We start from the raw sequence: 25,018 nt of genomic DNA on the forward strand, positions 1-25,018 counted from the left end.
CTCTTTGCAAAAACCTGCGACTCGCCAGTGGTACGCTACTACTTTATGAAAAGGAGAGGATCCCTCTATTTGTCGTTATTACTATAATCCACCGATCACATGTCTATAAATATAGAGATGAACGATGGATTCTATAATTTTATTGTTTATTTTTTATTTTTTCTATCTAATTATTTTTCTATTGAAAAAACTAATGATAATTAATAAATCTTTCCAATTTGAGAGATTATTAAAGTACTTTCTACGCCTTAAACCAAGCATTAAGAAAACCATGACAAAATACAATGAACTTATTGAACCGCCGTTAGCTTTCTTCGTGTTACCAGTGGATGGCTCCAACGCTTCAATAGTTACTACTACTGACGCACTATTACTAAGGCCATCTTGGTCCGTCACAACAGCGCTAATGGTGTGAGTACCTACGGTTAAGTTACTCACTGATATTTCACTACCTATGGCAATACTACCGTCTAAATCACTACTCCATTGAATCAATGAGCTGAGATTTCCATCTTCAGCATCGGTTGAAGTACCAATAAATACAATACGGCTCCCTTCATCGGCAATGATGGTACTGGCGCTAATATCTACACTGGGGACAGTGTTACTTATCACTTCACTTGGTAGTAACAATTTCGCATCCGCCCAATCAGCGTGATCAGAGCCTATACCATTGCCACCATCGGTGACAATTAAGCGTAATTCATTAGCGCCTTCTACATTGATGTTCACATATATGCCACCATCTGCATTGGTCATGTTACCACTGGTGAATTGACTTATACCATCTACCATCACTTCAAAAGCAAGTTCGCCAAAGCTATTTTCATCATCCAAACCAACAATGGCGCTAAAATGGGTATAAGCATGATCTGAAATGTCATACGTTATCTCTGAATAAGCATGAACCCCTAGGCCTTTTTGGAACACGGTACCGCCAATACTGATTTCATTGCCATCATTGGCGTCATCTTCACCATTACTTGTGTCTTTTTCGATAGGACCCCAGCCATTAATTTGCCCTGGTAATTCCGTTAGATCACTCAAATATACGTATTCGCTGACTGCTGGTGGCTCAACCAACACGGTGCCGGCGTACTCTATTTGCTCAAGATAAGCCACTAAGTTCTCTCGCTCTGAAGAAGCGTCAACGGTATGTTCGGTGCCCGTTTGCAATACATCATTCAAGGTTGCCGCTTGTCCATTATGGAAATAAGGAGCTGTTTCAAATAAGCCAATTAAAGTCGGTGTATCAAAACCAATACCGCTTAATGAATCACTGATACCTTGACCTGATGATGCCTGAATCGTTCCGACATCATGACGCTTGTTATCCGTGAAAAACTCTCCTGAGTGACAAACCACACAGCCGTTTGTAGTAAAGAGCGCTTCACCCGCTTTCGCTGCGCTAGTTAAATCACCATTTTGCTCACGCATCGGACTGGGTGAAAACTTATTCAAACTTTGTACATAAAAGGCTAGATCATCTAAACTCTCGCTTAAGCCAGATTTCGGAGCTCCTAACGGGTTTGCAACGCTAGGAAAAATAGCATCATTGATAAAACCGCGACCACCGAAGCCATTACGGATGTCATTTTCAAAATCTTGAATTTCATCAAAATTTGCAGTCCAGTGCACATTGCCTAAGCCCGTGCCATGGCGCCCCAAAAGAGAAATGGTATTACGTAGTCCTTCGCCACGGTCAGTAAAATCCCATACACGACCATCGGAATCGCCTCCAGTATGACAACTTGCACATGAGAGATAACCATCTTTCGACATTCTAGGATCTTTGGCATTGTAAAATATTTTCTTACCGGCCAATACTCGCGCCGACAATACTTCATTGCTCACCGTGTTGATGTTGGCTTTGAAAATAGGATCGGTTTGATTGGCTTCAAAATCATCAACTTGATAAACCGTAATAGAGCGCGACATGAAATTATGCACAAACAAGTGAACATCATTTTTCACTAGGCCACGAGGCGCTAAACCAGTGTTTTCAAGTTCTCCAGCGCGGTTGTTATCGTATACATCAATAATTTCTACACTGTTCTGTCCTTCAATGGCTATATACATATAATCACCAAATTCACTGTATACAATGGCTTTAGGTTGAGCACGATTATCAAAGTCTAGTTGGCGGCTGATGTTTTCAGTTAATAGGTCTAAGTCAAGCTCAGACACAATAGCCCGAACTGTGGTTTCAAAGGTTAAGCTTTTCTCTGTATCATTATCTAAGAACACTCCGCGATCTACATTGGCCTTATTTGAAGGCACTACAGCATGTTTTCCGTCTGGAGAAATAGTAATGGCGTTGAGGTAGTTTGCAATGCCTCGACTACGATCTGGTCCATCATCAGTGGTCGTATCAATGTCTAAACGAATACGAGACGCTACCGTCATATTTTCAATATTAACAGGCACAACTAAAGCATGGTCTTGAGGCGAAATAAAAATAGTCGTATAGGCTGTAGAAGAAAAACTATCTACCGCGATACCGCGAGCCGAATGTCCGACATGTACACGCCCAAGCTCTACGCCGGTACTTGCATTTAGTTTAAGTAGGTAGCCACTACCTTGTAAGGAAATTAAAGCGTAATAGCCGTCTGGCGTAAAAACAATACCGTAAGGCTGGCTAGCTCGATCTAGCGCGATAGTTTCCTTCGCCATGCCGGTGCTGCTTAAAATGCTAATACTGTCACTTTCTTGGTTAATCACCCAGATATCCCCATTGGGTGCTTCAGCCAATGTCCTTGGACGAGTGCCGACCTCTGTTTCCCAAATTTTCGTAAAACTTCCATTATTATTAATTGCTGTTACGCTATTATTATCTTCGTTTACGGCAATCACTGCAGAGCCTGCAGCTATTATAGTGCTGGTCGTGGTTGGTGCGGTAGCCGTATGCGGGTTATATACAGTGACTTGAACCGAACGTTTAGTGCTTAGATGATTTTCAACTACCGTTAGCGTAGCAGTGTAGCGACCTGATGCTGAGTAAATATGGCCAACATTACCATTATTAGCAGAGTCTGAATTTTGCCCGTCACCGTAATCCCATGAGTACGAGATCGGACCTCCTAATACAGCATTCGTCGATACAGAGAAGTTGGTGACCTGTCCAATAGAGACAGTGTCTGCTGAAATGGATATATCGTGACTAGCAATTTTTCCAGTAGAGAACTGGTAAGTATAGGCTGGCATAGCATTACCCATAACATCTTCAATCCCCTCAATCTCTACTGTGTATATTTCATCAGTGAACAAATCAACAGCAGGGCTAAAATTCACAAAACCTAAATTAACACTGTAAGTACCCGCAAGAGGCTTACCATCACCACGCGATAAATACACGCTAAAAGTTCTGGCGTTAACCGTTTCCATTAACACACTGTCTGATAAAGCCAAGCCAATACGACTGGTTATTGACTGATGAGTCGATTCAGCCTCAGGAATAGTTCGTCCTAATTGTGGCGGATAAGTGTCTGGTGCCGTTTGAGTAGCCAAAAAACCACTACCATTACCATGATCATTACCTACCCACACTAAGTTACCAAAAGGAAATACCTGACCGTGGTCACTACCGCTAGGAACATCTAAGGAGCCTTCACCGTTTACCGTCAACATTGTACCGTCAGCGACAGTAGTCACATCCAATGCCGAGATATTTTCTTGATTACCCAGAAACAATTTGTCGTCTTGTAAGTTGCAGTACAAATTTACAAACCCGGTGTTTGCACTATTAATCAGTGTCGGCACCTCTGCTGTAGTGTCATAAACATGTAACGCACCGGATGCCGCACGAGAGCCGAAATAAGCCTTTTCGCCATCCCAGCAAGAGCTGTAATAATTTCTCGGGATCGACTTTACTGTTTTAAGTAACGTTGGTTTTACGGGATCTGAGATGTTCAAAATAGAAAAACCCGAGGTCGTTTCCATACTAGAAATATACATCTCGTTTCCGAGTGCGAAAATAGGACCTACGTTAAAACCACCTAAAACACTGGTAGGAAATGTTTCAATAACAACAGGCGCATCAACATGAGTCGTATCAACAATAGTTAACCCCGAATTCCCACGACCAATGTATAAATAAGGTGCTTGCCAAAACAACTGCCAAGATACGTTATTATAATCACCGAAATTTACTCCAGAAATAGCTAACTTTGATCTTCTGATAGGCGTATCTATGTCACTCCAATCCCAAATTTCTATTCCAGTGCCTGTTTGAATAGCAATTAAATTACCTTCACTCAGTCCGAATGAGTGCGACTCACGAAAATTAGCGGTCCGTGTATTTGTTGCGTGAGTACGTTCACCAGCAACTAAAGGATCTGGGTTAATTAGTGGTTCATAAACTAACGTTTTACGCGTTATATTCTTTATATCAGAAACATCTAATGCAATCCAACCACCTGGGCCAGCACCACCATCAGGCGCAAAAACCCCTACCATGTAGCCATTAAGCATCGTCATTACATTTACACCGTAATGCCTTCTACCTGGATGATCTGAGGGGAAAAGCCCTGTGGTATTATCGACTAAGGGGAATGATACTTGTGTAAATAAATCCTGTTCTAAATATGTAGTGTTAGCTAAGCCAGGCGTTTTACTGGCGAATGAATAGCAGGATAAAAGCAATAGATTTAATGAGACAATAAAAATAAACACAATTTTTTTTAATTTTTGATACATCAACATTCCGGCTTGCCTCTTTAAGGGAGGCAGTAATAAACGTTACGACCTTATTTTTAACAATACCACACAAAATAAGCATGTGAAAGGATTCTGGCTTACACTTTCTTATTTTTATCTATGATAGAGATACTAGTAATTCAATTCATTAATTAATTATGATCGGTTTAGATGTTCATATTCGCGCGAGTAATATCACAGAGATGCTTACTAATCGAGGCTATTCGTTAAGTCGATACAGAGAGAAAACTTAATGGCGGTGATGCAATTACTAAACTTTCAAAGTTCATAACTATAAAAAGTAAATAAAGAGCATGTAACCATCCTAATCATACTTAAAGATCAATTTTATGAGGTCGAGGAAAACACCTATTTGTGTGGTGATTTAACAAATATTTCTATAGGTATTATTGGTCTTTCCTTGCTATATTTATTAATTTATTTTAGTAGAGACTCATGACTGGTCACTGTAAAACTCACCGGATAGTAAATTAACAGTGTAAGCTTAATGATGATTTATGGAATTCGAGGGTAACCAAAAGGTGTTATGATTAATTAAGATCAAAGGATGCATTACACTAGCAGTTTAAGAAAAATGGGTGCTAACCTTAGGAAATAAAAATTTAATGAAGCTAAGCAAATGATTATTAGTTACATCATGTAATTATTATAATCAGACGAGGCGACATACTTACAAGGCTAGATTAAGTCCAAATGAGTAAGATCAAATATACTATCTAAACTAAAAAACTCTAGCCAATTTTACCTACCACTTTACCCGTTTGTGAGGAAATCTCGCCCCCTACATATAATGCCTCTTAGAAGCTATCTTTAACAATGAATTTCAGTCTTATTATATACAGTGCTGTAATTAATGCTAAGCACGATTAGATAATTTTAAGTAAAAAGATATTAATATATAGCGTTAAGTTAAAGAAAATATTTAATCATCTGGATGCGGTACAATTATCAAATTAATGCGTTTTTCTGCTAAATAATCTTTATAATATTGAGGAATTCTACTATCAGTTAACAGCGTATCAATAGAATCCAAAGAACTAATAATATAGAAACCATTACGATTAAATTTAGAAGAATCTGTTACCGCAATCACTTCTTTAGAAATGTCACACATCATGCTATTTAGGGTGGCTTCGTGTTCAAAATGAGTAGTTAAGTTTGCTTTTTCATCAATACCATCAACACCTAGAAAGACTTTGTCAAAACGTAGGTTTGTTAAGCTTGATTCCGCCTTTCTCCCATAAAAAGACAACGATTTTTTACGTAATGTACCACCGGTACTCATGACTTCAGCATCACCACCTGCCGCCAACTCTGCGATAATATTCAAACCATTAGTCATAACCACTAAATTTTTATGATTATGAAGCTGCTTTGCTATTTCTTCAGTAGTGGTGCCAGAATCTAAAATAATTGACTCACCGTCATTAACTAAACTAGCAGCAACAACAGCAAGTTTCTGTTTAACAGATAAATGTTCACAATGTTTCTCTTTGACCGACAATTCTTTAGCAATACGACTATTTATTACTGCACCACCACGAGAACGAATAACTAACCCTTTATCACTTAAATTATTTAAATCATTTCGGATAGTTACGGTTGATACGACGTATTTTTTTGCAAGTTCCGCAACATCTACCTTCCCTTTATCATTAGTTGTCTCAACAATTTCCAAGCGTCTTTCTATAGTTGTTAACATAATTCTTAGATTCGTTATAAGCTTAAGTTGTTATCCTATCAAGCAAAGAGTTCTTTCACAAGGTTTCAAAAAAGCAAAGTGACTTTTAACTTAGCTTACGCAGGAATTCACAGCCGATTGAAAACATAGCTATTGTTTTTTCTTTAATAAAAACTTATAAAATCTAAATATAGTGAAAGCTTAATTGAAAGAGTAATGGTGATTACCATTGAGTATTATGGATATAATAAATTGAGGTTTTACCTTAATTGGGAGTTATTATATTAGGCAGTCTGTCAGTTACAGTAGCTTCTAAGCATTTCAATTTGAGAAATTATTTATATATTCAGTTGGTTAGCGTACTCGTGTATTTTAAATTATTCTGTATAGCGTTTACCGCTCACAAATAGCCACATTAGTTTTAAAAACATTCTTTGGGTAACACGTCGGCATAGTACGCGGATAAACGGCCTGTTTTTTCCCAACTATCTAATATAAAGTTGAATTGTTTAACAAAGTTTGAACTTATTGATTTCTTACTGAATATAAAATGTATCAGCTCTTGTGATAATATGGTCGAGTGAATTTTTAGTTCTTTATAACCAGTACGTTGTAACTCACAACACAAGACTAAGGCATCATCAATTACAATATCTATATGATTGTAGTCCAACAATTTTAGTCGCGTCATTACTGAAGAAGAATAAACAAAAGAGTTATTTTTCTTTTTCGCTGCTTCAATTTCAACTCCGTACCGGCCAGCAAGATTAACTGCGATATTTTTTTAAGGTAAATTATCTGTAGTAATGTTGATTTTTCGGATATATCATTATCATCAATTCGATGGATAAATTTATTTGTTTCCACCCGGTAAGGCTTGGAGTATAAAAATTTATCTAATCTACCCTTATTTTTACTTGCGCCAAGGACAATATCAACATGTCCTGCCTCAAATTCTTTGAACATACGACGCTCAGGAAAATAAATAATATCTAAACGACAACCCATAATGTTTAGTATTTGAGAAAGTAAATTTGTATCAGCGCCCGCACTGCCCCCCTTTTCATCTTGATATACATAGGGATACCATTCCTCTATCACACCTAGCCTTAATGCATTTTTACACTCTGGCAAGTTTGAGTAAGCGGCATGAGAGGATAAGCTTAAAAAAATACTAATGTGTATTTCAGTAAATAAAATGCAAGGTTATGGGTCATACATTTCCTTTGAAATTACTCATTTGTAGCCTTAGTATAAATATGAAGCTCTGTCGTAACTCATGCTGCTGAGTAAACAAGCGAGACGCGTTAACTCTCCCATGGGTTCTGCACAAACATCCATACTTGTGAAGTTCGATTTTTTCAGCGCCAGTAAAATCCCATATAATCAATCAGTGCAATTATGACGAAGGCCATAGAGAATTACTGCTGACTAACTACGGACTGATGTGAGCTCAGGCTGTGTGAAAACTCTCAGCTTACAATTTTTATGCAACACTACGTAAATTCAAAGGTAATTTGACACCAAACTTATTACAGATTTAAATCTACAGAGCCTTTTTTCGTTGATATTATCAAATTACACAAGTTCAAAATAGTTTGCACACAGCCTGAGCTACAAGTAGACAGGTATGTGTTCACTAATAAATATAAAAGCACTTTACTCGGGGTAATTATGCTTGCAGTTTTGTTATTCAATTATTATTGAGCTACGAAAACAGAAATGCACACTAAATGTGCATTCATAATCTAAAAAGTAAACCGGTAATAACTTAACTCACAATGCCAAGTGGTTTACCTGTTTTCCATGCACCACGGGTAAAGTCAGGAATGGTTTTACTGTTACTGCGATCAGCAACTGAGGCCATACTTAAAGGGAAAATTGATGACCACGCCGCTGCATCATAAACATCTTGATCTAACGGCTCGCCATTACGTAAACAATAAACAATGCGATACATCATCAAGAAGTCCATACCACCATGACCACCGTTACGCTTGGCTTCTTCACCCATGCGCACATACAACGGATGATCGTACGCCTCATACCATTTATCCATATCTTGGTCCCAGCTGTGATAGCTTGATTTTGCCGGCTCCAAGCCTGTTTTATCTGAGGAGTTCCACTGATCCATTTGTTTCTGATATTCTTTATCATACGCCAATTGTATCTTACTAGGCAGCTTTTCTATCGCAATGCGATCGGGGAAACCGGCAAAAGTACCGTTCGTTCCTTGAATAAGGTTATGTCGGCTGTAAGGGCGCGGACTAGTTGTGTCGTGCTGTACCATAATGCTACGGCCTTGCACGGTTTTAATAATGCTAGTATTCATATCACCAGCAGTAAATTTTAACTGGTTACGTTCGTGATCTGCTGGAAATTCTCGTTCAGTATACGCCTTGCGGCCAAGTGATGGAGAGCTCATCGAGCTAACATAGTCAAAACGGTCACCACGGTTTATATTCATATATTGCGAGACAGGGCCTAAACCATGAGTTGGATATAAGTTACCATCACGCTTAGTATGCCAATAGGTGCGCCAAGAACCAGTACTCTCGTCAAGTTCTTTCATTTGCCAGCGTAAATCATGAATGTACGCGGCTTCACCATGTAATAGTTCACCAAATAAACCTTGACGTACCATGTTTAGCACCATCAATTCTTCACGACCGTAGTTGACGTTTTCCATCATCATACAGTTTTTCTGGGTGCGCTCTGCAGTGTTCACCAGCTGCCAACACTCTTCTAATGTTGTCGCTGCCGGTACTTCGACAAATGCGTGCTTGCCACTTTCCATGGTTTCCACTGACATTGGCGTATGCCATTTCCACGGGGTAGCAATAATAACAATATCGATATCTGGGCGAGCCAGCATTTCACGATAAGCATGTTCGGAGCCAGTGTAGACATCCGGCTTGGCAAAACCTTGTTCTATAACATACTTTACCGAGCGGTCGATAACGTTTTGCTGAGTATCACAAATAGCCTTAATTTCTACACCGTCTAAATGACAATAATGTTTCACATGCCCTGAGCCTCGTTGACCAACACCAATAAAACCAACCCGAACAACGTTCATTTTTGGTATGGCTAATCCCATCACTGAGGCGCCTTGTGACTTCAACACAACACCATCGGCCTTGGCGGCACAACCCCCAACCACTGCCGCAGTACCAACGATGGCAGCTGAGTGAGCTGCGGTTTTTAGAAAATTTCTACGGTCTAAATTTTTCATATAATACTCATAAATTTATTAATAGGTTAGTTTAATACTTAACCTTGAATAAGTAATTTATACCTCAAAATAACAACAAACACAAGAAATTAGCTTTCAAAAGATTTCAATACACCTTCTTTTACTTACCTTTAGAGAAAACAATCATCAACCTAATTCACCGAAGTGAACCAGATAATAATAATTAAAATAAATAATTTAAATACGGATGGTTACGATATGAATAGTCAATAAAGAGCAACAATAAACATATCACCAATAAACCAACAGTTAAATAATATAAAAGCAATAAAATATATCAACAAGAATACTAAACTGTATTGAACAGCCTGCTCGTTAATATTTTTAATACCCCCTATTCTCACAAAAAGATATACGCTATAAAGCCCTACAGTAAAATCAGAAAAAATTATTCTACCAATACAACGTAAAATATATTAATTTTCTTTGCTTTATTAGTTTTACACTTCCCTCGCCTCCAGCTTTTGATACCCATTATGATGAGCGAACAACGACCAACACGCCTACTCCAAATGCCTGCAGGCCATGCCAATGTGGATAACTTTCAATGTTAAGCGTTTACTCAGTAGTATCAAAGATTGCAGCATGATAGCCAGAGGCCACTCATTAATATCCAAGGTCTTAATATCAATAACCATAAGATGAGCAAATTCCTTAGCGGTAATTTTCTATAAAAACTATCTTAATATTGTCCAAAATCACATGGCTAACTACACATTGATGTGGCAATATTAAATCCAACTAACAGTGTAAACTGGTGATCTTCACCTTGGAGCGATAACACCTTTTTTATTAAGTATTCATGAATAAAAACCCAAAAACCTTTCGTACTTGGCTGCCATATAACAACAGCTTCATTTCGAACCACATTGAATTAAACTAAATTTAATGTGGTTGTTTTTACATAAATATGTTAAAAAACCTGAAAAGAACTGAAAGATAAAGAAAGAAATTGAAAGAAAGTTAAATTAAAATTAATTCATGCACAATTAAAACAAAGCTATCTGTGAGAAAATATATGTATTATTACGATTACCATTTAGGAGAGAGAAATGGAAGCTAGTGTCACTGCCCGCCCTAAACCTACATCGAGCCAAGCGACTAAATCAAGCATAGTACCTATGCTTATCATAGGTGGTTTGTTTTTCATGTTTGGTTTTGTCACTTGGCTGAACGGTTCATTGATCCCGTTTTTACAAATAGCCTGTGAACTTGACCATATTGAAGCTTATTTTGTCACACTAGTTTTTTACATTGCCTATACCATTACTGCCCTACCTATGGCTGCCGTATTAAAAAGAACCGGTTATAAAAATGGCTTAGTGCTAGGTTTAATTGTGATGGCTGTGGGAGCATTAATTTTTATTCCTGCTGCGCAAACTAAAATATATGGCATATTTTTAACGGCACTGTTTATCTTGGGTACAGGTTTAACCATACTACAAACTGCCGCAAACCCTTATATTGTATTAATCGGGCCCAGAGAAACCGCCGCAGTGCGTATTAGTATGATGGGCATACTCAATAAGAGTGCGGGTATTATTGCCCCCCTCGTATTTACCGCTTACGTGCTTACTGACATGACACAATTCAATGAGGCGCGTTTGGCAAGCTTAGAGGTTGGCCAGAGAATGATCGAACTACAAGAGCTTTCTTCAAGACTGATCATCCCTTATATCATTATGGCAGTAATGCTAATCGTGTTAGCAATTGCAATTAAAGCCTCCCCCCTACCTGAGCCAACGACTGATTACGAACAAGAGGGTACTGAGCATGATAACAAGAAAAGTATTTTACAGTTTCCCCAGTTGATCCTTGGGGTGATTACCTTATTCTTTTATATCGGTGCAGAAGTTGTTGCCGGTGACACCATAGGTTTATATGGCAAACAATTAGGGGTGACAAATTTTGGTGAACTCACCGCCTATACTATGGCCTTTATGGTTTCAGCCTATATCATTGGTATGATTGTTATCCCCCGCTGGATCCGTCAAGAAACCGCATTAGTTATTTCTGCACTATTAGGGCTGTTATTTTCACTGTTAATTATTACTACCAGTAGCAGCAGTACCGATATTTGGGATAGTTTGTTTGCTTGGACTGGGGTCAATGCCATTCCTAACACCGTACTCTTTGTTGCCTTGCTTGGATTTGCCAACGCGTTAGTTTGGCCTGCCATTTGGCCTATGGCATTAAAAAACTTGGGCAAGCACACGGCTTCAGGTTCGGCTTTATTAATTATGGGCATTTCTGGTGGCGCAATTTTTCCTCTCATTTATGGCGTACTTTCGGAAGGCAGTGGCAATGCTCAAACGTCTTATTGGATCATGCTACCTTGTTATGGCTTCATTCTTTTTTATGCCTTAAAAGGACATAAAATTAAACATTGGCCAACCCGTAAGTAATCCATTGGAAGCATGTACCCAGACAATAATATTGAGTACATGCATAGCCTCTTCACTAATGAGGTATTGTTTGTGACTCTAAACATGGTGATATAGATACTTTGCAGCTCACTAAAGTTATGGTGGTAGATAATGGCTTCATTATCTACCTGAAAAACGTCAATACGAACAAATAAAATCCTCTTAATGCAATCCATGCCTGTAAGCATGAATATTAAGCACGAGTCATATCTAATTTTTCCTACAACGTAATCAATTAGATAGCCTTAAATCTCAGAATTAGGATATAGCTTTTTATGTTACCAAGCACCCCTGAGTGGAAATCACTCGTTAATCATTATAATAAAAATATTCATGTACAAATGCGTGATTTATTTACTCTAGATACTGATCGCTTTAATAATTTTTCTCATTCTGCGTCTGGAATAATGCTAGATTATTCTAAGAACCGTGTTACTGATGAAACAATGCACTTGTTAATGAATTTGGCTGAATCATCAGGTTTATTGAATAAGCGTGACAAAATGTTTAACGGTTCAGCTATCAATACCACTGAAAACCGTCCGGTATTACATACCGCGCTACGTAACTTTTCAAATAAACCGGTATATGTTGATGGTGTTGATGTGATGCCACAAATACAAACAACACTGGCTAAATTAGAACATTTTGTTAATGATATTTCATTAGGTAAAAAAGTAGGTTATACAGGTAAAGCTTTTACTGATGTTGTAAGTATCGGTATTGGAGGCTCCTTTCTTGGGCCTAAGATAATGTCAGAGGCACTCAAACCTTATCAACAGTATCAGTTAAAGGTACATTTTATTGCCAATGTTGATGGTTGTCATATTCACGATGTGCTGTCTAAAGTAAATCCTGAAACAACACTGTTTATAACGTCATCAAAAACCTTAACCACCCAAGAAACATTACGTAATACGTTAACCGCACGGGATTGGTTTGTTGCATCCGCTGCAGCTAAAGAGGTTCAATATCATTTTGCTTGTGTTTCTTCTAATGTAGAGGCAGCGCAAAAATTAGGTATTGTGAAAGAAAACATTTTTCCAATGTGGGATTGGGTTGGTGGTCGTTACTCTGTGTGGTCTGCTATCGGTTTACCTTTGGCATTAGCAATAGGGTTTGAACATTACCGTGAATTTTTACAAGGCGCGTTTGAAATGGATGAACATTTCACCCATGCGCCGCTAGAAAAGAACTTACCGGTTATTCTTGCGGTATTAGGTATTTGGTACCGAAATTTTTATGACGCTCAATCGCAAGTATTATTGCCCTATTATCATTATTTACGAGGCTTACCGGCTTACATTCAACAACTAGATATGGAAAGTAATGGTAAATCAATTTCTCTGGATAATAAGTCTTTATCTTATGATACTGGCCCAATAATTTGGGGCAGTGAAGGTACCAATGGTCAGCACTCGTTTCACCAACTAATCCATCAAAGTAAAACCCCTATTCCTGTAGACTTTTTGATGCCATTATTCCCCTATCATGAAATTGGTAATCACCATGATATGCTCGCTTCTAACTGTTTTGGGCAAAGTCAGGCATTAATGGCAGGGCAAAGTCTCGAAGAAGTGAAAGCGGCGATGAAAAAAGCTAACTGTGACGTATCAGAAATTCAAAAGCTGTCAACTCATAAGGTGATGGAGGGTAATAAACCGAGTAATACCCTTTTATTTGAAAAATTAACGCCTAAGGCTCTCGGTAGTTTAATTGCTATGTATGAGCATAAAGTGTTTGTTCAAGGTGTTATTTGGCAAGTGAATTCTTTTGATCAATGGGGTGTTGAATTAGGAAAGTCGCAGGGTAATAAAGTATTATCGAAAATAACCAATCCTACAGAGATATTAAATATGGATGGCTCAACGAATGAATTAATTAAGATATATAGAGAACGCTAGTATCGAAAAGTTAATGAATAGTTCGATATTTAGACATGTTAGTTTTATTGGTTTTATTGGTATAAATTTAATCCATTATAGTCCCTGATTATACCTAAAGTATGCTTTAAAATAAGAAATCAAATAGGGTATGAAGCTTTATATTTAAGACCTAGGTGCTTTTATTGTATCGGGATCTCGTACTGCCATACTGATAGACTAATGATGATTTGTTGATCAACAAGGATTTTCCAGTGATCGGAATTTTATTACCCATTAAAAATGCTTTTACATGTTGAGGTAGAATAAGCTTCACTGTATATCCACCTTTCATTATTTCTTTTGCCCAATAATGAGAGGTTGCACAAGCCGCCAAAGCCACAATAAATTCAGAATGACATTGAAAGAAAGCTAATACTTGTGCTCGCCTTAATATTTTATTTTTTACAATGCGTCCTTGTTTATTGCAGCAAACAACATAAAAAAATTTCTCAAGTTGAGCACAGTAGACATCGAAGTGAAACAGGCTTTATGCTGAATGCAATTTCAGGAATAGTGGTTTATTGTCTAAAAGACAAAAAAGCCACGTATTAAATTATCACCTAGTGAATTTGGACTGATGGTCGCTTAAAAACATGAACGCTTAAGCAGATCTCAGGCTAAATAACGATTAATTGCCTTTTAGCCTATCAATGCAGCAAGTGAGTGAAAATTTTCCTGTGCAAATACCACCTTGCCATCAATGATGGTTGCCTGTACTTGCTGGTCTTCATTTAAAATGGCAAAGCTTGCTTGTTTATTCACGGCAATGCTGCCCAATTTATCGCCAAGCCCTAGGAAGGTTGCTGGAACTAAACTCGCCATATGCACAGCTTCTAATAACGGAACTTGTGCCAATTCAGTCAAATTTTTAATGGCTTTATCTAAGGTAAGTGTGCTACCCGCTAACGAACCTGAGGCCGTTCTAGCCACGCTATCTTTAACGTAAACATCTAACTCACCTAATCTATAGGTACCATCACTAAAGCCACCGGCATTAATACAATCACTGATCAAAGCCATCTTTTTCGGGCCTTTAAGTTTGTAGATCATTTGCATAATAGTGGGGTGTAAATGTACGCCATCAGCAATAACTTCAGCGAGCGCATTGGCGTTCATCAATACGGCACCTGCACAGCCAGGATCTCTATGATGAATACCGCTCATACCATTAAAAATATGTACTCCACCACAAGCGCCCGCATCTAAAGCGTCAACGGTTTGTTGGTAAGTGGCATTGGTATGGCCGAGCATAACTTTAACGCCTAAAGAATCAAGATAGGTGATCATTTCTTTTGAATCTTCAAACTCCGGTGCCATTGCTACGACTTTAAGCGTTCCTTGGCTTGCTTTATAAATAGCATCAATACGCTCTTTATTTAATCGTAAAAAGAAATTTTCGTTGTGAGCACCTTTATGTTCATCAGTAAAAAACAAACCTTCATTGTAAGCGCCTAATACTTTGGCACCGTCCAGACTAGCATGAGCTGCTTCACCAATAACCGAGAAGGCTTGTAAACTGTCTTGCCACTTTGCTGTCACTGTTGTTGCTAAATAACCAACCACACCATGTTGAGCTAAAGATTTAGAAATGGTATTAAGCGATGAAAGCTTTCCGTCCATAACATCACAACCTTCGCGGCCATGAATATGCATATCAATAAAGCCTGGCAGCAACTGGTTATCACCTAAATCAATGACCTTAATATCTGCAGTAGCTATATCGGTAATTTCTTTTATTACCCCATTATCCACTAATACATAATGATTGGCTTTAATACCTGCTTCAGTAAATACTTGTTTTGCTTTTAAGTAATAACGGTGTTCAGTCATGAATTTTTTAATCCTAATAAGGCAGCGCCTCTGACACCACTTGAATCGCCATGTAAGGCTCTTTTTATCTGTGGAGCGCGAAAACCAGCAAATAAATACTTTTCGATTGCGGGTGATAAATTTTCAACAATCTCATCCACTAATGAAACACCACCACCTAAAACAATCACATCGGGCTCAAGAAACTTAGCTAAACTGGCAAAGGTAGAACCCAATATATCGAGATAACATTGCAATGCTTGTTGTGCCGCGGCTTCGTTTTGTTTTAAACGTAAAACCCATTGCTCTGGAGAGATGAGTTCGCCATTGAAATGCTGATATAAACGGCTGATGCCCGGGCCAGCAATATAACTTTCAACACAGGCCATCAAACCACAACCACACTTGAGCACGGGAAGTTGATACTGCGCTTGAATATCGGCAGGTAATGGAATATGGCCATACTCACCAGCAAAGCCTTGTTGAGTTTTATCGAGGTGACCATTGCGACAAAAGCCGCCTGCAGCACCTGTACCAATGATGGCACCAAAAACCCTGTCATAGCCTTTACCTGCGCCACTCACGGCTTCGGATAAAGCAAAACAACGGGTATCGTTTTCCAGTACAATTGGGCGAGATAATGATCTTGAGAGGTCATCTCGGATATATTGACCACTGGCACAAGGAACATTAGCCGATAATGACTGACCTGCTGGGGTTATTAGCCCTGGCATGCCTATACCAATATTTCCTCGCTCACCCGTGTATTCGTCAGCTTGCTCAACTAACTGGCGCAGCGTATCAATAAAAATTTGATAGTCTTGAGTTGGCGTGTCAATTCGCCAACTTTTTAAAAGGTTTAAGTTGTGATCAAAAATCGCAGTTTCAATTTTTGTCCCACCAATATCTATTCCATACACCGCCATTTCAACCGCCTAACAAAAAATTATGATGCTAAAGGATAAATAGTAACACCTTGAACAACTCGATTCACTTCACCACTTGGACATGGATTATCTGGTGATATTTCAAAATCAATGGATTTAAAAAATGAGAGTATTTGGCAGTAAACAATATAAGGTAGTCCTGCCCATATATCATCTAAGGCAACATCTTGAGCAAATGTTTGTTGGTCTAATCTAACAATAGATAAGGCCTTATCGTCACGTACCAATTCATTCCACAAGTCAGTATCGTACTTTTTACTGTAACTATCACTTGAAGATAATAAAACGATTTCAGTACGATTTGTCACTAGCGATTTCGGACCATGTCGAAACCCTAATGGGCTTTCACAGTAACTTAATACTTTGCCGGCAGTAAGCTCTAAACATTTTAATGCGGCTTCTCGAGCGATACCTAATAAAGGTCCACCACCTAAAAAGACTAAACGTTCACAATCATTTTTCGCTTGTTCTTTAATTGATTCAACACTATTAGTCAGTAAAGACTCTGTCCAATCAACGGCTATAGCTAGTTGCTTGGCATCAGGTGAAAAAATACATAATGTTGATACTAGCATTGATGAGAAACTGCTCGTCATGGCAAAGCTTTCATCTAACGTGCCTTCTGGCATGATTAAGCTATATGCCTTGCAATTATTTTTTGCTTCTTTCGCTAATTGCCCATCAGGATTACAGGTTAAAACTAAGTGATAGCAATCATTTACGACTTGATCAGCTAGGTTTACTGCGGAGACACTTTCAGGACTATTACCTGAACGACCATAAGAAACTAACAAAGTCGGCATGTTTTTTAGGAAATGCTGCTTCGGGTTGCCCACTAAATCAGTTGTACTAATAGGTTCAAATAAACGGCCATTAACTGCAGATAAATGCGGAGCAACTGCATCGCCGATATAAGCCGAGGTACCGGCTCCGGTTAGGATAACTCGTAAGTTTGGCAATGAAAGAATAGGCGTTAAAAAATCATTTAACGCACTTTGATTATTAGTAACCGTTTGCTGTGCTTCTGCCCATACTCTTGGTTGTTGTTCTATTTCACGCGCAGTCCAGTAGGCTTTTTTATTTTTAAGTACAGCCTCTTCAATGGATAAATATTTAGTCATTTTCACTCCTAATTTGATACTTGTTTATAACAAGCATCAGCATACACGGCTGTTACTTGCATTATTTTATTTAAGACTAACTGCTTAGGATCGGCTGTTAGCCCCCCTTGTCTAATGGCTTGATATTGTTCAGGCATAAATTGGCTTATCAAAGGAAGTGGTATTTCTACTGCCGATAAGTTCGCTAACAAGGCGTCAACGGCTTGATTTACACGAGCGTCGTTCCAGTAATAACGAATACGATCGCTATAGCTATAACGACGATAAAGTAATTCTTGGCTTGCCGGTACTTGGTAAAATCGTTGCCAATTTTTGGGCGCTTCTAACATTTGTGCTTCACAAATGTCACGTAAATATGATTGCTGCTCATTGCCTATTAAAATTTCTTCAATATAGCTTAAGGCAAACAGTGCTTCTCGCATCGCAAAAGTTAATTGCGGGCCCACTTTCAAAATAGCAAAGTGATCTGTTATTAATTGCTGATAAGCTTGAGGGTTTTGATAATCAGTTGAGTGCGCTTCAAAGGCAATACCATCATACTGATGGATACATTCACTCAAGGCTTGTGCCTTATTCGTATCGTAGTCAATAATACTGGTATGGTCGAACTCAACGCCCGGTTGCACAACTAAACCAACAACACGTTGCCAAGCATCGGTTAAGCCTCGTTTATGAAACTCTTGACGATGTACTTCAACTGTCGCTTTAACTTCCATAGGCGAAGTCAGCTCAAGATCATTAATTTCTTCTGTTGCACCACCCGGAGGCGGTACTTCGGTTCCGACCACATAAACCAGATCGGAACAACCAAACTCCTGTATAGCGGTTAATTCGGCAACTTGGCAAAGTTCCGCGGCGCGTTCAGCAATGATCTGATCCGCTAACACACCCAAGTCGTCCGCACAGTTCATACTGGTGTCTAAATGTATTTTTTTAAAACCCGCACTGACATAACTGGCAATTAAATCTTTCGCTTTTTTCATCGCGCTTTTGGCCGGTTCGTCGACCCAGCAAACAGGACCTAAATGATCGCCACCAAAAATAATATTTTCAATTGGGAATGCTTGCTCATGGGCAATGGTATGAATAAAACGAATAAAATCTGTCGGATACATCCCAGTATAACCACCAAATTGATTAACCTGATTGGCCGTTGCTTCAACTAACAAGGGAGTATTATCCTTCTTAGCTTGTATTATTGCCGCCTCAATCACTAAAGGTTGCGCACAACAAACTGCGTAGACACCCGTTCGGTTTCCGTTCAAATTATCTTGAATAATATTAGCAATACCCTTCATTTTTCCAACCATATAATAAGTAAAATAATTTGCTCAAGAATAACGTGAGCAACAGGAGTAACCGAAACTATACCACCTTTCAAATGCTTTCACTACTTTTGAGTAAAAAAATATCAAACAACAACAAATTATCAATAATAACCTTATTATAAAGCGACCTAGGTAGTAAAGCACCTCACCTATCAAACAATAATAGTAAAAATCATAATGTTACACTTTACTGAATGCTACACTTTGAAGAGATATGAAACAAAACATTGAGGGATCTATTATTCTTTATGAAGAAGTAACTATTTTTACAACAAGAATCTATATTCGTTACAAACTAGGTAATTAAAGACCTAACAATAGTTCGTATACTTGTTCAACTAAATCAGGTCTTTTATGTGACTACATGTATTTTTTAATAAGACGTATATAATATAAATCTGATAGTTATAGCGCTAACATCTAAACGGACATAATAATTAACTGGTCCACCACATGCTTAACTTAAGTGTATGCAATATCAATATATTGTCTATTGTGGAAGGTTTTGTCCTAAAGCATAAGCTTTTACCTCATCACTAAGATTAAAACTGACCATTGATAATCAACTAATATGTGATGGTTATAAGCAATTTTTTCGCATTGTAGAGCCTTTGTATTAGTAACATTTACAAAAAATAATTTTCATGATCAATAATATGATCACCCTGAATATTACTAATGTTGTACTTTAGATAGTTCCCCCAATGGCAAGGCTGATGGCTTACAACAGCTTAATAAACACACTTTTCAACTAAAACAAGTCTGATTTAGATCCATTATCTATGGCGTATTCTCAAAAATGGCTTGTGCTCGTCTGTTAGGGCGATTTTTTTTCAATAATACCATTAAAAGTTCGCTCAATAATTACAAGGGTTTAAATTTCTTTCAATTGACCTTTCACTTTTAACTAGTTGTTTTTAAATGTTTACACATCTTTTTAATATAATTCCGACTTATTGCGAAAGCATATGAAGCCAGGGTAACTTGCGAAACACTTCACTTTTATCTATAAATAATTAGCCATAAATTATAAAACTTTAGGCTTGGTGTTCTTAAATGAATTTAAATTGTCCAAATTGTATATCCATTAACTGGTTTAATTCTGAATTTAACACTCAGTTATACTTGTTAAAAAATAATTAATTAAGGAATAAAATGAACAAGAAATTTAAAATAGCTTATCTAGCCGCAATCATCAGTACAAATTGCTTAGCTTCTTCAGAAGTAATAGATCAATCATTGTTTACGGCCACAGCCACATCAGAAGAGTTATCGGGTGAAGGCGCAGATAATGGCAATGCAATACACGCAATCGATGGCGATCCTGCTACTTTCTGGCATACCAATTGGAGTGAAGCACAGGAAGGCGCTCATGTTTTCCCGTTTACTTTTACTATTGCACTCGGTGACACCTACAATATTAATAAATTTGATTACTTACCTAGAGTTGACCGGGTAGCCGGTGCGATCGAAACTTATGAAGTATTTGTTAGTACCGATGGCGTTACTTTTACCTCAGTTGCTTCAGGCACCTGGCTTGGTGATAATGACCTTAAAGAGGCAATGTTTACTACCGTTGCTGCAAGCCATGTGCAATTGGTCATTACCACGGCCTTAATTGACTCGGCTGCTACTGATGGCCTCGAAGCGGATAGCTATGCGATTGCCGCTGAGTTTAATGTTTTCCAAGACACTGAATTTGTATCCACCTATTCAAAAATAATCGATAGCTCAGCATTTACCGCTACGGCATCATCAGAAGAGTTATCGGGTGAAGGCGCGGATAATGGTCATGCAATACATGCAATCGATGGCAATGACGCAACTTTCTGGCATACCAATTGGAGTGAAGCACAAGAAGGCGCGAATATTTTCCCGTTTACTTATACTATTGATCTTGGTACCAACTATAACGTCAATAAATTAGATTACTTACCTAGAGTCGATCGCCTCGCTGGTGCCATCGGTGATTATGAACTGTTCATCAGTAATGATGGCATTAATTTCACCTCTGTTGCTTCAGGCACCTGGGCTGGTGATAATAACGTTAAAGAGGCAACCTTTGATGCTATTAATGCTCGCTATGTTCAAATAGTCATTACCTCGGCCTCCATTGACTCGGCCGCTACTGACGGCGTAGAAGCAGATGACTATGCGATTGCAGCTGAATTTAATGTCTATGAATACAGTACTGCTCCTGCAGCAATATACTCAGAAAAACTAGATAGCTCAGCATTTACCGCCACGGCAACATCAGAAGAGTTATCGGGTGAAGGTGCGGATAATGGTCATGCAATACATGCAATCGATGGCAATGACGCAACTTTCTGGCATACCAATTGGAGTGAAGCACAGGAAGGCGCGAATGTTTTCCCGTTTACTTATACTATTGCACTCGGTGACACCTACAATATTAATAAATTTGATTACTTACCTAGAGTTGATCGCCTCGCTGGTGCGATCGAAACTTATGAAGTACTTGTTAGTACCGATGGCGTTACTTTTACCTCAGTTGCTTCAGGCACCTGGCTTGGTGATAATGACGTTAAAGAGGCAATGTTTGCTAACGTTGATGCCAGCCATGTACAAATACTCATTACCTCGGCCTTAATTGACTCGGCTGCGACTGACGGCATAGAGCAAGATGCCTATGCGATTGCCGCAGAATTTAATGTTTTTAAAAGCAGTAGTGTGCCTCCCACTGAAGAGCCAGTAGATCCGCTAACAAAACTAGATAGTAGCAGTTTTGTTGTTACAGCGAGCTCAGAAGAGCTAACAGGTGAAGGTGACGTTAATGGTCAAATTGGAGCAGCATTTGATGGTGACATTACTACTTTCTGGCACACAGAATGGAATGCACAGGAAACGCCCTTCCCCCATACGGTATCAATCGATTTAGGTAATTATTATGACATTGAGCGCTTTGACTATACACCTCGTGGTAATGGTACAGGCCAAATTGCTGACTTTTCTATCTCATTAAGTAGCGATGATGTAACCTATGATGAAGTAAGTAAGGGTACATGGGCCGGTAATGATGACGTTAAACAATCTGGCTTTGATAGCCGAGCAGCTAAATATGTGCGTTTAACCGCAACGTCTGAAGCCAGTGATGCTACATTTGCTGGTGCTGCTGAGTTTGCCGTGCTTTCGCTCACATCAGACGCTGTCGCTCAACCAGCAACAACGGTCCTATTAGACAGTAGTTTATTTACCGTCAGCGCCTCTACTGAAGAGCTAACGGGTGAAGGTGATGTTAATGGTCATATTGCTGCTGCTTTTGATGGTGATGTCGCAACTTTTTGGCATTCTGAATGGAATACAGATGTGCTACCTGAAATGCCATTTACCGTGGATATTAATCTAAATGGCTTTTATGACGTTAATCGACTTGATTTCACGCCTAGAGGTAACAATACTGGCCAAATTGGTGATTATGAAATTTTAACAAGTCAGGATGGTGTTAACTATACCAGTATTACTGATGGCAGCTGGTCTGCCAACGATTTTGATAAATCTGCTGTATTTACTAGCACGTTAGCGCAATATGTACGCTTAGTGATAATATCTGAGGCAAATGAAGCCGACTTTATCGGCGCAGCAGAAATTCAAGTGTTTGCTAGTTCTGATTCACCAGTGCTACTAAGTAGTATTACCGCTAAGTTAGATAGTTCAAGCTTTATGGCGGTAGCTTCTTCGGAAGAGCTAGTAGGTGAAGGTGATGTTAATGGTCAAATTGGTGCTGCTTTTGATGGTGACCTTGGTACTTTCTGGCACACACAGTGGGAACCAGAAGAAACACCATTTCCGCATACGATCTTAATCGATTTAGGCAATTCCTATGATATCGCTCAACTTGACTATAACGGGAGAACTGGTAATCCGAATGGTACAATTGCTGAGTATGAAATATATGTCAGTGACAACTGTCGCTCTTTTGGTACCCCAATAGCTGCTGGTGAGTGGGAATATACCTCAGAGACTAAAGAAGTAAGTTTTGAGGCCGTTACCGGCCGATATGTTAAAGTTATTGCATACACTGAAGGTGCGGGACAAAATTTTGCATCAGCCTCAGAAATAGCGATATCTCATAGCTATGCGGTTGGCACTGAAAACCCGGAAGTGGTCATTACTCCTGAATCAACCACCTGTTCGATTGAGGGCTTAAGTGCTGCACCGTATGCAGCTAGAGATGTAACTTTTGATACAAAATATAATACCGAGCTTTCAGGTAGTCTGCCTAGCGTAGATGGCTCTGGTGATGCACTTAGCTATGCGCTAGTGTCTGATGTAACTAACGGTACCTTAACTTTAGAAACTGATGGTAGCTTTACTTATATGCCTAGTGTTGAGACCTCCGGAAATGATACCTTTACCGTTAGTGTGACTGATATAAACGGCGCTACCAGCGAAGCTATCATTACAATAGATGTGGCACCTAAACCATTCATTATCGAAGAGCCTAAAAAGTCCGGCGGTAGTTTTGGTTCCATCTGGTTGCTTGGCTTGATGTCTATCCTTGGCTTACGCAGAAAGGTTAACACAAAAAAATAAAAACTCAGTAGAGCAATAAAGTAGCCCTGTTTGACAAGGTCTATGTTCCATACAGGGTAGTAAAAGGCCAATAGCATGAACTGTTATTGGCCTTTTTATTTACCTCAACAAAACTGGCCAAGCTGTCCGGATGCAAAAAAGTGCAGCCATCTGATTACGTGAAGGCATATTAATAACCAAAAATTTGGCATTCTCGGTATGCCACATGCTCGTTTAACGTCTTAATATTTCTTGAATATTTCAGCTTTTTAACCGTTATCATAAGTCCTATCCGCTGATACGGTTCGATAATACTTGCCATAATAGGGAGATACTCCCTAACCTTAAGTGCTTCTTAATAAAATAAAAATTAGCTTCAGGTTTTCCTTTCATAACCGCTCGAACAGTTTTAGGGTTTCAATATATGGTGTTTAACGCGGTAATTGTTTTAAGCTTTTCAATACCCGCATTAGCTTTTGCCCGTTACTGGCTTTCAGGCTTTGTAGATTTAATATTTTTAGGGGGGATTATCTGGTTGATTATTTTTCATAAGCGGCAGGGGAAATTGTATGCCTTCTCAATGCCCACAAACCAATGATAGAACATAATAGGGTAAATACACAAAGGTACAGGCATATCTTCGGTTAAAATATCCTCTTGAGCCGCTAATAAAAGCACATTAAGTGGCTAGCTTAATAACTATTGGTCATAGTAAAGTTTTCTTGTATGTCCTATGGATAGCACCTTTGATAGAAATTAAATCAATAACTGTCTCCCAAAGCGGTGCAATATCAAGCCGAATTACTGCACTCCTTACCTTTAAAAACGAGAGTTTAGATCTTTATATTATCAAAGCATTAGACCTGGTGAAACGGGTATGAATACTTTTGCTAGTGGCGTAAACAAGGATAAATCTAGCCCTTCTCTTATGCCACAACAGTCTTACCTTAGCTTGTCGTGAAGCCAAAACAGTCACTATCACAGATGTCAATTAAGTGCTTCCCCCTTTAGTGCTCCCATTGAAGTGGCATGATTAACAGATCAAAGCGCAGGTCAGCCAATTAACCTTGTGCATCAATAACAATAAATACAAGCCGATGATCAGCCTTATCGATGAATTAAAGCCAGTGTAGCTCGCTAATAACGCGGATGAGATAACAGCAAACCTCAAGGTTCATAGCAATAAAAAATGAGCATGATATTAGCGAGGTAAAAAATGATCAGACCTTTAATGAAACACCAACATAATTTAAGCTTGTTATAATTTAATTTAATG

Annotated in this window: 11 protein-coding genes and 1 pseudogene; 4 read left to right on the forward strand and 8 right to left on the reverse strand. The window is 38.7% G+C overall.

Going from position 1 to position 25,018, the window contains the following annotated elements:
* Positions 1-162: 162 nt before the first annotated feature.
* The 4 genes from H4J57_RS07515 to H4J57_RS07530 form a co-directional block, all read right to left on the reverse strand.
* Complete coding sequence (locus H4J57_RS07515; RefSeq protein WP_182242420.1) at positions 163-4,695, reverse strand: NPCBM/NEW2 domain-containing protein; 4,533 nt, start codon at positions 4,693-4,695, stop codon at positions 163-165.
* Between the two features lie 943 nt (positions 4,696-5,638).
* Positions 5,639-6,418 carry a transcriptional repressor AgaR gene (gene agaR, locus H4J57_RS07520; RefSeq protein ID WP_182242421.1) on the reverse strand — a complete coding sequence of 260 codons (780 nt, stop codon included), beginning with the start codon at positions 6,416-6,418 and terminating at the stop codon, positions 5,639-5,641.
* Positions 6,419-7,087: 669 nt separating this feature from the next.
* Positions 7,088-7,498 (reverse strand): ABC transporter substrate-binding protein, encoded by a 411-nt coding sequence (locus H4J57_RS07525; protein ID WP_182242422.1) that lies wholly within the window; start codon positions 7,496-7,498, stop codon positions 7,088-7,090.
* 670 nt (positions 7,499-8,168) lie between these two features.
* Positions 8,169-9,497 carry a Gfo/Idh/MocA family protein gene (locus H4J57_RS07530; protein ID WP_409049406.1) on the reverse strand — a complete coding sequence of 443 codons (1,329 nt, stop codon included), beginning with the start codon at positions 9,495-9,497 and terminating at the stop codon, positions 8,169-8,171.
* Positions 9,498-10,705: 1,208 nt separating this feature from the next.
* On the opposite strand from H4J57_RS07530, the gene H4J57_RS07535 reads away from it, so the two are divergent.
* The 3 genes and pseudogenes from H4J57_RS07535 to H4J57_RS20000 form a co-directional block, all read left to right on the forward strand.
* Positions 10,706-12,058, forward strand: coding sequence for a sugar MFS transporter (locus tag H4J57_RS07535; RefSeq protein ID WP_182242424.1), 1,353 nt, complete (start codon positions 10,706-10,708; stop codon positions 12,056-12,058).
* A 296-nt stretch (positions 12,059-12,354) separates the two neighbouring features.
* Complete coding sequence (gene pgi, locus H4J57_RS07540; RefSeq protein ID WP_182242425.1) at positions 12,355-13,983, forward strand: glucose-6-phosphate isomerase; 1,629 nt, start codon at positions 12,355-12,357, stop codon at positions 13,981-13,983.
* Between the two features lie 453 nt (positions 13,984-14,436).
* Positions 14,437-14,556, forward strand: a pseudogene (locus H4J57_RS20000) (IS982 family transposase); the annotation flags it as partial.
* 87 nt (positions 14,557-14,643) lie between these two features.
* Here H4J57_RS20000 and nagA read toward each other — a convergent pair.
* Genes nagA through H4J57_RS07560 form a run of 4 tightly spaced genes read right to left on the reverse strand, consistent with a single transcriptional unit; the run spans position 14,644 to position 19,179 of the window.
* Positions 14,644-15,834: an N-acetylglucosamine-6-phosphate deacetylase gene (gene nagA / locus H4J57_RS07545; protein WP_182242426.1), complete on the reverse strand. Its 1,191-nt coding sequence runs from the start codon at positions 15,832-15,834 to the stop codon at positions 14,644-14,646.
* The gene (locus H4J57_RS07550) at positions 15,831-16,739 is read right to left on the reverse strand and encodes an ROK family protein (protein WP_182242427.1); all 909 of its coding nucleotides are present in this window, start codon (positions 16,737-16,739) and stop codon (positions 15,831-15,833) included. Before H4J57_RS07550 ends, nagA begins: the two co-directional genes overlap by 4 nt.
* A 20-nt stretch (positions 16,740-16,759) precedes the next feature.
* Positions 16,760-17,881, reverse strand: a complete 1,122-nt coding sequence (locus H4J57_RS07555; protein ID WP_182242428.1) for an SIS domain-containing protein — start codon at positions 17,879-17,881, stop codon at positions 16,760-16,762.
* Positions 17,882-17,889: 8 nt separating this feature from the next.
* Positions 17,890-19,179: a D-tagatose-bisphosphate aldolase, class II, non-catalytic subunit gene (locus H4J57_RS07560; RefSeq protein WP_220470282.1), complete on the reverse strand. Its 1,290-nt coding sequence runs from the start codon at positions 19,177-19,179 to the stop codon at positions 17,890-17,892.
* Between the two features lie 1,185 nt (positions 19,180-20,364).
* On the opposite strand from H4J57_RS07560, the gene H4J57_RS07565 reads away from it, so the two are divergent.
* Positions 20,365-23,763, forward strand: a complete 3,399-nt coding sequence (locus H4J57_RS07565) for a discoidin domain-containing protein (protein WP_182242430.1) — start codon at positions 20,365-20,367, stop codon at positions 23,761-23,763.
* Positions 23,764-25,018: the final 1,255 nt, after the last annotated feature.

Origin of the sequence: Colwellia sp. BRX8-7 (assembly GCF_014077275.1) — a bacterium.
Lineage (GTDB): Bacteria > Pseudomonadota > Gammaproteobacteria > Enterobacterales > Alteromonadaceae > Colwellia_A.